This window comes from Streptomyces sp. NBC_01235 (genome assembly GCF_035989285.1).
Taxonomy (GTDB): Bacteria; Actinomycetota; Actinomycetes; order Streptomycetales; family Streptomycetaceae; genus Streptomyces.
This window is the reverse complement of record NZ_CP108513.1, coordinates 5,282,978-5,295,182: the sequence shown is the minus strand read 5'-3', so window position 1 is coordinate 5,295,182 and position 12,205 is coordinate 5,282,978. Positions and strand designations below refer to the sequence as shown.

The 12,205-nt window shown below is 73.4% G+C and carries 11 protein-coding genes; 6 read left to right on the top strand and 5 right to left on the bottom strand.

Annotated elements, in window-relative coordinates; translation table 11 throughout:
* The first annotated feature begins 199 nt into the window (after positions 1 to 199).
* Together OG289_RS23370 and OG289_RS23365 are read left to right on the top strand one after the other, a co-directional pair.
* Positions 200 to 1,207, top strand: coding sequence for a hypothetical protein (locus OG289_RS23370; RefSeq protein ID WP_327315996.1), 1,008 nt, complete (start codon positions 200 to 202; stop codon positions 1,205 to 1,207).
* A 360-nt stretch (positions 1,208 to 1,567) separates the two neighbouring features.
* On the top strand, positions 1,568 to 2,185 hold the full coding sequence (locus tag OG289_RS23365) for an HAD family hydrolase (protein WP_327315995.1): 618 nt from the start codon (positions 1,568 to 1,570) through the stop codon (positions 2,183 to 2,185).
* On the opposite strand, the gene OG289_RS23360 is transcribed toward OG289_RS23365, so the two are convergent.
* Positions 2,182 to 2,433: a hypothetical protein gene (locus OG289_RS23360; RefSeq protein WP_327315994.1), complete on the bottom strand. Its 252-nt coding sequence runs from the start codon at positions 2,431 to 2,433 to the stop codon at positions 2,182 to 2,184. The two genes, OG289_RS23365 and OG289_RS23360, sit on opposite strands and share 4 nt — an antisense overlap.
* Positions 2,434 to 2,619: 186 nt before the next feature.
* Here OG289_RS23360 and OG289_RS23355 point away from each other — a divergent pair, with 186 nt between their 5' ends.
* Entirely contained in the window at positions 2,620 to 3,003 is a 384-nt protein-coding gene (locus tag OG289_RS23355) for a cold-shock protein (protein ID WP_057579095.1), read from the top strand.
* An 18-nt stretch (positions 3,004 to 3,021) separates the two neighbouring features.
* Positions 3,022 to 3,522: a hypothetical protein gene (locus OG289_RS23350; protein ID WP_327315993.1), complete on the top strand. Its 501-nt coding sequence runs from the start codon at positions 3,022 to 3,024 to the stop codon at positions 3,520 to 3,522.
* A 186-nt stretch (positions 3,523 to 3,708) separates the two neighbouring features.
* Here the strand turns inward: OG289_RS23350 and OG289_RS23345 are convergent, their stop codons facing one another.
* From OG289_RS23345 to OG289_RS23330, 4 genes are all read right to left on the bottom strand, one after another.
* Positions 3,709 to 4,563, bottom strand: a complete 855-nt coding sequence (locus tag OG289_RS23345) for a 1,4-dihydroxy-6-naphthoate synthase (protein ID WP_327315992.1) — start codon at positions 4,561 to 4,563, stop codon at positions 3,709 to 3,711.
* Positions 4,550 to 5,302: a futalosine hydrolase gene (locus OG289_RS23340; protein WP_327315991.1), complete on the bottom strand. Its 753-nt coding sequence runs from the start codon at positions 5,300 to 5,302 to the stop codon at positions 4,550 to 4,552. Before OG289_RS23340 ends, OG289_RS23345 begins: the two co-directional genes overlap by 14 nt.
* On the bottom strand, positions 5,272 to 5,784 hold the full coding sequence (locus OG289_RS23335; protein ID WP_327315990.1) for a DUF2771 domain-containing protein: 513 nt from the start codon (positions 5,782 to 5,784) through the stop codon (positions 5,272 to 5,274). The genes OG289_RS23340 and OG289_RS23335 overlap by 31 nt, the downstream gene beginning before the upstream one ends.
* 105 nt (positions 5,785 to 5,889) lie before the next feature.
* Positions 5,890 to 7,323 (bottom strand): MFS transporter, encoded by a 1,434-nt coding sequence (locus tag OG289_RS23330; RefSeq protein ID WP_327315989.1) that lies wholly within the window; start codon positions 7,321 to 7,323, stop codon positions 5,890 to 5,892.
* A 387-nt stretch (positions 7,324 to 7,710) separates the two neighbouring features.
* On the opposite strand from OG289_RS23330, the gene OG289_RS23325 reads away from it, so the two are divergent.
* Together OG289_RS23325 and OG289_RS23320 are read left to right on the top strand one after the other, a co-directional pair.
* Positions 7,711 to 8,637 (top strand): DUF3027 domain-containing protein, encoded by a 927-nt coding sequence (locus tag OG289_RS23325; protein ID WP_327315988.1) that lies wholly within the window; start codon positions 7,711 to 7,713, stop codon positions 8,635 to 8,637.
* Positions 8,638 to 8,815: 178 nt separating this feature from the next.
* A complete protein-coding gene (locus tag OG289_RS23320; RefSeq protein WP_327315987.1) occupies positions 8,816 to 12,007 on the top strand; it encodes a sacsin N-terminal ATP-binding-like domain-containing protein in 3,192 nt (1,063 codons plus the stop codon).
* Positions 12,008 to 12,205: the final 198 nt, after the last annotated feature.

Sequence of the window (12,205 nt, the reverse complement as noted above, 5' to 3'; positions counted from 1 at the left end):
TTGGCGTCCCCTGGGGGCTGCGCCCCAGACCCCCCTCCGGCCCTTGAGGGGCCTGTCCTCCATCTCCCCCGCTCTCGCTGCGCTCGGGCGCGGGAACCCCCGGACGGGCTGGACGATGCCGACCGACGCCTACAAAAGAGAGACCGGCGCCGGCAAGGAGAAACCGGCGCCTGCGAGGAGAAGCGGTAGCGTCATTCCCGTGGGGATCGAGAGCGACCAAGTCGTCTACGAGTATCTGAGCCGGGTCGGGGATGTCGCGCACCAGCGGCAGTTGTCGTCGGCCACGCGGATGCGGCTCGTCTCCGAGCTGCGCAACGAGATCGACCGGCGCCGGGCGAAGGCGGCCGTCGACTCACCCGCCGCCGTCCGCCGCATCATCGACCGCCTCGGCAGTCCGGACGACATCGTCGCCGCCGCGGCCGACACCGGCACCGGCCACGGTGCTCCGCAGACGCCGGCGCCCTCCGTGCCCGTCCAGCGGGACCGTGAGGAGGCGCCGGGGCGGCCGAAGGGGATCCGGCGGGTCGTGCCGCGGCCCCGGTCGAGCGCACCGCCCCCCGCCGCCCCCTCCGAGGTCCCGTCCCCGCCGCACCGCGCCCCCGCGCACGAGCTGGGCGACAGCCGGGAGACGCCCGACTGGTGGCTGCACGAGCCGACCCCGCTCGGCCTCGGCGAGGACGTGCCGGGGTTCGTCGGCGGCGTGGAGATCGCGGACCTGCTCAAGCCTCCGCCGTCGAGAGAAGAGACGGACGAGGACGAGGACGAGGCCGCTGTCGGGGGGGAGGAAGCGGAGGCGGGGGAGGACGAGGACGCCGGGCCCCGCCGTCGTCGGCTTCGGCTCTTCCGGGGCTCCTCCGGTGAGCCGGGGCGTCGTTGGAGCAACCCGCTGCTCCTCATCGCCGCCGCGTGTCTTGTCGCGGGCGCCGTGCTCGGCAACTGGTTCGCGCTGATCCTCGGCTGGGCCATCGCCTACGCCTCGCGGCGGCTGACCGAGCAGGAGACGAAGCTGGCGGTCGTCTGGCTGCCGGGGCTCTCGGTCACCGCCGGGCTGGTCTGGCTGTGGGGGCGGTCCGACGGGCGCTGGGGCGAGCCCATCGCCGAAGGACAGATGAACGCCGCCGTCGCCCAGACCTGGCCGTGGGTGATCCGGGGCGCGGCCGTGGCATCGGCGCTGTTCCTGGTCTGGCGCTCGCAGAAACAGAGGTAGAAACAGGGGCGCAAGCCGAGGCGGAAGCAGGGGCGCAAGCCGAGGCGGAAGCAGGGACGGAACCCGAGGCGGAAGCAGGGGCGCAAGCCGAGGCGGAAGCAGGGACGGAACCCGAGGCGGAAGCAGGGACGGAACCCGAGGCGGAAGCAGGGACGGAACCCGAGGCGGAAGCAGGGGCGCAAGCCGAGGCAGAACAGGGGACGGAAGCAGGGGCGCAAGCCGAGGCAGAACAGGGGACGGAAGCCGAGGCGGAAGCAGGGGCGCAAGCCGAGGCGGAAGCAGGGGCGGAAGCAGGGGCGCAAGCAGGGGCGGAAAACCGGGGCCGGAAGTCGGGGCGTGGCGGCCGGGCAGAATGGCCGCATGACGTCACCCGCGCTCACCGTCGGCTTCGACCTCGACATGACCCTGATCGATTCCCGGCCCGGTATCCGCGCCACCTATGTGGCGCTCGCCGAGCGGACGGGGACGTACATCGACGCCGACCTCGTGGTCACCCGGCTCGGTCCGCCGCCGGAGACGGAGCTGGCCCACTGGTACCCGGCGGAGCAGGTGGCGGCCATCGCCGACCTCTACCGCTCGCTGTACCCCGAATACGGCGTCACCGGCGCGACCGCGCTGCCCGGCGCCCGGGAGGCGATCGCGGCCGTGCGGGCGGCCGGCGGGCGGGCCATCGTCGTCACCGCCAAGCACCAGCCCAACGCGAAGCTGCAGGTGGAGCATCTGCGCCTGGGCCCCGACGCGGTGATAGGCGATCTGTGGGCCGAGGAGAAGGCGGAGGCGCTGCGCGAGCACGGTGCGAGCGTCTACGTCGGCGACCACGTGGGGGACGTGCGCGGCGCCCACACCGCCGGGGCGCTGTCGGTCGCCGTGCCGACCGGGCCGATCGGCGCGGAGGAACTGCGGACGGCCGGTGCGGATGTCGTGCTCGCCGACCTGACCGAATTCCCCGCCTGGCTCTCCGGACACCTGAGCAACTAGCGCACCGCGCCCCGCGCCTGACGCCGGCCGGCCGCGACCGACCGCAGGACGCCCGCGCCGGCGATCAGGAAGCCGACACCCATGAGCATGCTCAATCCGAACATGTACGTCGGAAAAGGTTTCGTGCCGAGGAACAGCGGGGCGACCGTGACGAGTGTGGCCACGGCGCCGACGAAGAACACGATGGCACCGGCACGGATCAGTCGGTCACCGGGAGCCGCGGAATTCGTTTGGGTTTTGTCACGCACCGGACCAGGGTAGTTCCCAGCCCTGAGGAACAACCGGGGGACGTCTTGTCACCGGTCCACAGACCATTAGCCTTGGTACCGGCGGGTCGTGGTCGACCCGCCCAAGTGCTATCCGGAGCCGTTCCGTAGCGGTTCCAGAGCTGTTTCCGAAGCAGTTTTCCGACGAGTACGAGGACGAGGACAGACGTGCCTACCGGCAAGGTCAAGTGGTTCAACAGCGAGAAGGGCTTCGGCTTTCTCTCCCGCGACGACGGCGGTGACGTCTTCGTCCATTCCTCGGTCCTCCCCGCCGGAGTCGAGGCACTGAAGCCGGGCCAGCGGGTGGAGTTCGGCGTCGTCGCCGGACAGCGCGGCGACCAGGCACTCTCCGTCGTCATTCTCGACCCGACCCCGTCGGTCGCCGCGGCGCAGCGCAAGAAGCCCGACGAACTGGCCTCCATCGTCCAGGATCTGACCACCCTTCTCGAGAACATCACCCCGATGCTCGAGAAGGGCCGCTACCCGGAGAAGACCTCCGGCAAGAAGATCGCCGGTCTACTGCGCGCGGTCGCCGACCAGTTGGACGTGTAAACCCCCGGACCGGCCGACGTGAGCGACATACGAACCCAACCCGGCGGCGGGGCTCCCGCCGCCCCGTCGCCGACCCCTGAGCTGCTGGAGCGGATACGGCGGCAGCGGCGGCACACCCTGGAACTGCTCACCGTCTCCAGCGTCGGCCTGGTCCCGTGGACGGTCCTGCTCTGGTTCACTCTGCCCAGCGGGTACACGGTCCGCCAGTGGCGCACGGCCTGGGTCGGATTCGACGCCCTGCTCGTGCTCGCGGTGGCGTGCACCGCCCTGCTCGGCTGGCGCCGGCACCGGGCCGTCGCCGTGGCCGCCGCCGCGACGGCGGCACTGCTGGTCTGCGACGCGTGGTTCGACGTGTCGCTCGCCCTCGGCACCCCCGACGTGTGGCTGTCGGCGACGCTCGCGGTGTGCGTCGAACTGCCCCTGGCCGGCTTCCTCATCCGCAAGGTTCTGGGGATGCTGTCGCTGGCCCAGTGGCCGCCCCGTACACCCCTGGCCGACGGTGACGACGAGAAGCCCTAGCCAAGGACCGAAGCCTCAGGGAAAGCCGAGCGCCTCGGGCCCCAGCGCAGTGCCAGTCCCTCGGCCGCAGCGCGTGTGAGCAGTCCCCGTACCGCCGCGGCCTCTCTTTCTGCCGTCCTTGCGCCGCTTCGCGGGCTGTGGGCGGTCGTGCCGGACTTCGTCCGTCGGCTCCGATGACCGTGAGGCTCAGGGAAACGAAAGCGCCTCGGGCCCCAGCGCAGGTACCAGTCCCTCGGCCGCAGCGCGTGTGAGCAGTCCGCGTACCGCCGCGTAGCCGTCCTCGCGCAGGTCGGCCGTGAACTCGTTCACGTACAGGCCGATGTGCTGGTCGGCGACCGACGGGTCCATTTCCTGGGCGTGTTCCATGACGTACGGGCGGGAGACCTCGGGGGCGTCCCAGGCGGCGCGCACGGACGTGCGGATCGAGTCGGCCAGCAGGGTCAGCGTGTCCGCCCCCAGTGAGCGCTTGGCGATGATCGCGCCCAGGGGGATGGGCAGGCCGGTGGTGTCCTCCCAGTGCTCGCCCATGTCCGAGAGCTTGTGCAGGCCGTAGTTCTGGTAGGTGAAGCGGGCCTCGTGGATGACCAGGCCCGCGTCGACCTTCCCGTCCCGCACGGCCGGCATGATCTCGTGGAACGGCAGGACGACGATCTCGCCGACGCCCCCCGGGACCGTGTCCGCCGCCCAGAGGCGGAACAGCAGGTACGCCGTCGACCGTTCGCTCGGCACGGCGACCGTGCGGCCGGTGAGGTCCGTCCCGGCCTCCCTGGTCAGCACCAGCGGGCCACAGCCCCGGCCCAGCGCGCCTCCGCACGGCAGCAGCGCGTACTCGTCGAGGACGTACGGCAGCACCGCGTACGACACCTTCAGCACGTCGAACTCGCCGCGCTCGGCCATGCCGTTGGTGAGGTCGATGTCCGCGAACGTGACGTCGAGCGCGGGCGCGCCCGGCACGCGGCCGTGGGCGAGGGCGTCGAAGACGAAGGTGTCGTTCGGGCAGGGGGAGTACGCGATCCGCAGCGGCTGCTCACTGGTGGTCATGTGGGTTCCAACTCTCCAGGACGGGGGTGAGCTTCCCGAAGGCCGTGGTCAGGGCGGCCAGCGCATCGCCGATGCGCCAGGCGGCGCGGTCGCGCGGGCCGACGGGGTTGGAGACCGCGCGGATCTCCAGCACGGGCGCGCCGTGCGCGGCGGCCGCCTCGGCGACCCCGAAGCCCTCCATCGCCTCGGCGAGAGCGCGCGGGTGGCGCTCGCGCAGGGCGGCGGCCCGGGCGGCGGTGCCGGTGACCGTCGAGACGGTCAGGACGACGCCGGTGAGGGCCCCGGCGGCGGCCGAGGTCTCCCGTACGAGGGACTCGGGCGGACGGTGGGTGACCGTGCCGAAGCCCAGCTCGGTGACCGGCAGGAAGCCGTCGGCGGTCTCGGCGCCGAGGTCGGCGGCGGTGATCTCGTCGGCGACGACCAGGGAGCCGACGGGGGCGGCGGGCGCGAAGCCGCCGGCGATGCCCGTCGAGACGACGAGACCGTAGGGGGCGCCGTTCAGCGCGGCCGCCGTGAGGGCGGCGGAGACGGAGGCGGCGGCCAGGGCCGGTCCGACTCCGGCGGCGAGGAGGTCGTAGATCCCGGCGGTGCGGTACAGGGTCACGCCGGGCAGCCGGATGTCGGCGGACGGATCCGGCAACGCCCGTGCCACCGCGTCCCGTTCGGCGGGGACCGCGGTGGCCACGAGGACGCGTGCGCGGGACGTGGTCAGTCGTCCTTCTTGAGCTTGAAGGACCACAGGCCGGTCGCCGACTGGCTGTCCTTCTTGCCGTCGCCCGCCTTGATGGTGACGAGCGTGGAGTCGCCCTGGGCGCCGTACTGGGCGTTGAAGAAGACGCTGCCCGGGATCGTCCGGTAGGTCTTGTCGCTGTCCTCGGTGAGCGGCTGGCCGTTCATGAGGATCGTCCAGCGCTTGTCGGCCACGTCGGGGTCGACGCCCAAGCGGACGGTCTCGTCAGGGTCGACGCTGATGGACTTGATGTCCTTGTCGGCGAGGCACTTGGTGAGCTCCGCGGCCTGAAGGGTGTCGCCCTCGCCGCCGCAGGTGGCCTCGGAGCTGACCGAGTCGCGGCCGACGGTGATCGTGGACAGGGGGGTCGGCTTGTCGCAGGCCGACAGGACGAGCAGTCCGGCGGAAACGGCGCCGGCGGCGGCGACGGCGCGGCGGCGTCGCCGAACGCCGAGTACATCAGCGGCTCCGCCGCGGGGCATCGTGGTCATGGCGGAAGGCTATCGGGCACGTCCAGCCGTCTCTTTACGTGGGGTGCGGCGTGGCTGTGTATTACGCCACGCGGTGCCCGCGCCGGTGCCCGCGCCATGCGGTGCTCACGCCGCCCGGGGCGTCGCGCCGCCCCCGTGCCGCACCGAGGACAGCAGGCCGCGGACCGTGGTCAGCCAGCCCACGGCGACCACCGCGGCGGCCACCGACAGGCCCAGCGTCCCGTTCAGCGGCATGACGATGCCGACCACGCCGCCGAACACCGAGGACACCTGGAGCAGCGTCTCCGAGCGGGCGAACGCCGAGGTGCGCACCAGCTCCGGCACGTCCCGCTGGATCAGCGCGTCCAGGGACAGCTTGGCGAGCGCCTGCGAGAACCCGGTGAGCGCCGCCAGGCAGGCCACCAGGAACGCCCCGAAGAAGACGGCGGTGATGAGCGCCGCGCCCAGGACGACGGCGACGACCGTCACGATGATCAGCTCCGGGGCCTTGGAGCGCAGCCACGCCCCCACCGCCGTCCCGAGCGCGTTGCCCACGCCGGCCGCCACGACCACCATGCCCAGCGACACCGCCGCGCTCTGCCCGGTCAGCGGGTGCTCGCGCAGCAGGAACGCCAGGAAGAAGGTCAGGAACCCGGAAAACCAGCGCAGGGCCGCGTTGGCGCCCAGGGCGTGGGTGACGGCGATGCCGACCGTCCTGAGCCCCGGCCGCTTCACCGGCTTGAGGTGCGGGCCGTGCAGGTGCTGCTCGTCGGCGGCGAGCAGCGCGACGTCCTCGCCCTTGGCGGAGTCCACCTTGCGGGGCAGCGAGAACGACAGGAACGTACCGGCCACGAAGATCACGAAGGCGCCGTAGAGCGGATAGCGCGGCCCGAGGGCCTGTAGCCCGGCGCCCACGGGCGCGGCGACGCCGGTGGCCAGCAGGCCGCCGAGGGTGACCCGCGAGTTCGCCTTGACGAGGGAGAAGCTGGGCGGCAGGAGGCGTGGCACCACGGCGCTTCTGACGACCCCGTACGCCTTGGAGGAGACGAGCACGCCGAGCGCGGCCGGGTACAGCTGGATGCTGCCGGTGGCGACCGCGCTGGACAGGACGAGCGCGAGGATCGCCCGGGCGATCATGGACCCGGCCATGGCGGCGCGCCGTCCGTGCGGGAGCCGGTCCAGGAGGGGGCCGATCACGGGGGCGAGGACGGTGAAGGGCGCCATGGTGATGGCGAGGTAGAGCGCGACGCGCCCGCGGGCCTCGTCGGTCGGCACGGAGAAGAAGACGGTGGAGGCGAGCGCGATGGTGATCATGACGTCGCCGGCGCCGTTCACGCCGTGCAGCTCGATCAGCTTGCCGAGGCCGGACTCGCCGGCGCCGTGCGCGTGCGTGGCCTTTCTGATGCCGCGGGCGGTGCCGGTGAACGGGAAGTGCAGGGCACGGCCGATCGCGCGGACGGACCCGCTCATCCGGCCCGAACCGCTCACCCGGCTCCTCCCCTTGTTCCCCTTCGTCGCACCGATCCCGGTGGCGCCCTGGGGTGTCCTCGCGGCTGCCACTCCGTCATAGTGCCCCGAGAACGCTGTATGTAGTGGGGTTACCGCGCGTATGGCCGTGTGATGGTGGCGGGAGTGCCCGTCCGGCGGCCGTTCGAAGAGCCTCCGAGGGACTTTCGGAGGGCGTTCCGAGGCCGTTCGGCGGCTTCCGGTCGTGCGAAACGTCCCGCCGGTGTAGGCCGAGCGTCCGGGAGCAGGTAGCGTGCGTAGCGCGCCGTGGCGATCGATCTCGGCCGCGCGCCTCCCGGCCATCCCGCAGAATGGATGACAGCAGGTGCGCCCGAGCGCGATCGGGCGCGGACGTCGACGCGGCCCTTTGGTCCGCTCCGTCCGCACCCGCCGCCTTCAGGCAGGCGCACCGAGAGACGGCGTAGGAGAGAAGCGATACCTGTGAGCGCAGCGACCACGCGAAGCCGCACCCCCGACCGCCTGTGCGCCGAGGCCGTCGACCTCGCCCGTGCCGCAGCCGAGGAGGCAGCCGCCCCCGGCGTGGTCGGAGAGCACGTAGGCATGCTCTCCGAGGGCGACCGGGTGGTCACCCACTACTTCGGGTGCAAGGAGCTCGGGTACCGGGGCTGGCGCTGGGCGGTGACGGTGGCGCGGGCGTCCCGCGCGAAGATCGTCACCCTGGACGAGGTGGTCCTCCTCCCCGGCCCCGACGCGGTGCTGGCGCCCGAGTGGGTCCCGTGGAGCGAGCGGCTGCGCCCCGGCGACATGGGCCCCGGCGACCTCCTGCCCACGGACGCGGAGGACCTCCGTCTGGAGCCCGGCTTCACCGGCGTGGACGAGCCGCTGCCGAACTCGCCCGTCTCCGAGCAGATGGCCGAGCTGGTGGAGGCGGAGGACGCCGAGGTGACCCCGGCCGCGTCGGCGAAGCTGCCCACGACACCGGTGCGCGGGACGATCGCCGCGGTGGCCGAGGAGCTGGGGATGCGCCGGGCCCGGGTGCTGTCCCGGTACGGCCTGCACATCGCCGCGGACCGCTGGGAGGAGGGCTACGGCCCCCAGACGCCCATGGCCCAGGCGGCCCCCGCGACCTGCCAGAGCTGCGGTTTCCTCACGCCCATCGGGGGCTCCCTCGGGCAGGCCTTCGGCGTCTGCGCCAACGAGTTCTCCCCGGCGGACGGCCGGGTCGTCTCCCTGGCGTACGGCTGTGGGGGCCACTCGGAGGCAGCGGTGATGCCCGCGCCGCCGCGGCCCGCCCCGCCGGTGATCGACGAGACCCGGGTGGATCCGTTCCCGCTGCGTCCGGCCCCGGATTCGGGGTCCGTGCCGACGGTGGAGGACGAGGACGCGGCGGAGCTGGGGCACTCCTAGCCGTCCGGCCCCGTCGTCCTGGCGTGCCGTCCCGCCTCGTCCGTTGTCGGGCGATCCCGTAGTCGTTGTGTGATTGTGATGTAGGGGCGGCTCGGTGCCCGGCCCCTGCCTCGCATCCCGTTCGGCCGTCACTCCTTCGCGCGGTACCTTCGTGCCCACGCCGATGAGGAGAGTGAACGTGAGCAAGTTCGTGCGGCCGGCACCCGAGGGCGCGGACCCCTTCGGCACGGCCCGCCTGCGTCGCGGAGTGCTGGACGCCTGGGCCACGAGTCCCGCCCGTTTCCGGGAGGACGCCAACGCCGAGGAGGACCTCGTCCTCGGCGGGTACCGGGACCGGCTCGTCGTCGAGCTCGCTCAGAACGCCGCCGACGCCGCCGCCAGGGCCAAAGTGCCGGGGCGGCTGCGGCTCACCCTCCGCGACGGTGTCCTCGTCGCCGCCAACACGGGCGCGCCCCTGGACGCCGCCGGCGTCGAGTCACTCGCCACGCTCCGGGCCTCCGCCAAGCGTGAGGCCCAGCAGTCGGCCGTGGCCGTCGGGCGGTTCGGCGTCGGCTTCGCCGCCGTCGTCGCCGTCACCGACGAGCCCGCCGTGGTGGGGCGGCACGGGGGTGTCCGCTGGTCCCTCGCGGAGGCTCGCGAGCTGGCCCAGGACACCGCCCGGCACAGCCCCGGCCTCGGTGACGAGATCCGCAGGCGTGACGGACATGTGCCGCTGCTCCGGCTGCCCTTCGCCGCCCAGGGCACCGCGCCCGACCCGTACGACACCGCCGTCATCCTGCCCTTGCGCGACACCGCCGCCGCCGATCTCGCCGAACGGCTCCTCACCGCCGTCGACGACGCTCTGCTGCTCGCCCTCCCGGGGCTGGAGGAGGTCGTGATCGAGGTCGACGACCACGCTCCGCGCACCCTCCGCCGTTCCGCCGACCCCGCCGACGGCGCCCTCACCGTCGTGGCGGACACGCGGGACGGGACCACGCGGTGGCGGGTCGCCGCCGCGCACGGTCCCCTCAGCCCCGAGCTGCTGGCCGACCGGCCGGTGGAGGAGCGGCTGCGGCCCCACTGGTCGGTCACCTGGGCCGTGCCGGTCGACGAGGACGGGGCGCCCGCCCGGCCCCGCACCACTCCCGTCGTCCACGCGCCCACCCCCAGCGACGAGCCCCTCGGCGTGCCCGCCCTGCTCATCGCCTCCTTCCCCCTCGACACCACCCGCCGGCACGCCGCCCCCGGACCGCTGACCGACCACCTCGTGCAGCGTGCGGCGGACGTGTACACCGAACTCCTCGCCGGCTGGCGGCCGGTGGGCACGGGGATCATCGATCTCGTGCCCGGGCCGCTGGGCAAGGGGGTGCTGGACGGGGCCCTTCGGCAGGCCGTCCTCGAGCGGCTGCCGCGCACCGCGTTCCTGCCGCCCGCCGTCCGGCCCGCGCCCGAGAACGAGGGCGAGGACGGGGCCGGGGTCGAGGACGTGATCGAGCTTCCGGAGGCCTTGCGGCCCCGTGACGCCGAGGTCGTCGAGGGTGCCGGCGCCGACACCGTGCGGGTGCTGGCGGAGGTGCTGCCGACCCTGCTGCCCGCCGGGCTGGAGCGGCGGGCCGAGCTGCGCACACTGGGCGTCGCCCGGATCCCGCTCGCCGACGCGATCGACCGGCTGGCCGGTCTGGAGAAGGACCCGGACTGGTGGTACCGGCTCTACGACAGCCTCGCCGGGGTCGATCCGGACCGGCTCTCCGGGCTTCCCGTGCCGCTCGCCGACGGGCGGACCACCATCGGTCCGCGCCAGGTGCTGCTGCCCCTCCCCGACGGCCCCACCCCCGACGACACCTGGGCCGCCACCTCCGAATCCCTCGCCCGGCTCGGTCTCAAGGTCGCCCACCAGGACGCCGCGCACCCCCTCCTGGAGAAGCTCGGCGCGCTGCCCGCCACGCCCCGCGCCGTCCTGACCACCCCGCAGGTGCGGGCCGCCGTCGCCGCCTCCCTGGACGACGACGGCGGCGCCTGGGACGACAGGGACGCCCCGGACGCGGAGGAGCTCGCCGACACGGTCCTCGCCCTCGTCCGGGACGCCGGTCTGGAGCCCGGGGACGAGCCCTGGCTCGGCGCCCTCGCCCTGCCCGACGAGGACGGGGAACTCGTCCCCGCCGGTGAACTGGTGCTGCCGGGCAGCCCGTTCGCCTCCGTCATCCGGGAGGACGAACTCGCCGCTGTCGACGCCGAGTTGGCGGACAAATGGGGTGAACAGCCCCTCGCGGCCTGTGGCGTGCTGGCCAACTTCGCGCTCGTGCGTGCCACGGACGTCGTCCTGGACCCGGACGAACTGGAGCCCCGCGAAGGGGACTTCGCCGAACCCGACGACGCCGGGCTGCTGGACGCCGTCGACGTGTGGTGCGAGGACATCCTCGACCGCTTCCCCGACTCGCCCGTGCCGCCCGTCGCCACCGAGCTCGTCGCCGTCCGCGACCTCGACCTCGTCGACGAGGACCGCTGGCCGCAGGCCCTCGCGCTGCTCGCCCGGCCGCCGCTGCGCGACGCCCTCATCCAGCCCGTCCGCATCCTCCTCCCGGACGGCACCCACGAGGCCGTACGGCCCTACACCGCCTGGTGGTTGCGCGGAAACCCGGTGCTCGACGGGCGGCGCCCGGCCGGCCTGCTGGCCGCCGGCGGGGACCCGCTCCTGCACGGCCTGTACGACGAGGCCGACGCCACCGGGTTCGACGACGAGCAGGTGCTGCGGGCGCTGGGCGTACGGACCTCCGTGGCGGCCCTCCTCGACGAGCCCGGCGGCGCCGCCGAACTCCTCGACCGGCTGGCCGACCCGGATCGCCCCGTCACCTCCGCCCAACTGCACGGCCTCTACGGTGCGTTGGCCGAGCTGGACCCCGAGCAGGTGACCCTCCCCGACGAGCTGCGGGCCGTCGTCGACGGGCGGGTCGAGGTCGTGGACGCCGCCGACGCCGTCGTCGTCGACTCGCCCGATCTGCTGCCGTTCACGCAGGGCGTCCCGCTGCTGCCCGTACGGCCCTCGCGCGCCGCCGAACTGGCCGAGCTGTTCCAGGTGCGGCGGCTGAGCGAGTCCGTGACCGGGGGCGTCGACTCCGAGGGCGCCGAGCACGACGTACCGGAGTCGGTGCGGGTGCTGCTCGGGCCGCGCACGCCCGACACGTACGTCGAGCACGAGGAACTCGTCGTCGACGGCGTGGAGATCGACTGGCGGCTGACGGCCGACGGCGTCCTGCACGCCGCCACCCTGGAGGGCGTGGCCGCCGGGCTCGCCTGGGCGGCACGGCAGTGGCCGCGCCGTTTCGAGGTCGCGGCCCTGCTGGAGGACCCGTCACGGACCCGGGAACTGGCCCGCGACCGCTGGTTCGACTGACGCTCACGGGGTGCGAGGGCGGGTGGCGGCGGACGTGAAGATTTCTTCCACGAATTTCTCACGGGACGTACAACCATCCGCCCCCACCGGGCATCTGATCGTGTGAGTCAACAGACTCCACCATCACTTTGGGCCCCGGATGTGACGACGACCGTGCGAACGGCAACCGTCCGTGGGCCCCTCTCCTCAGGGGGAACG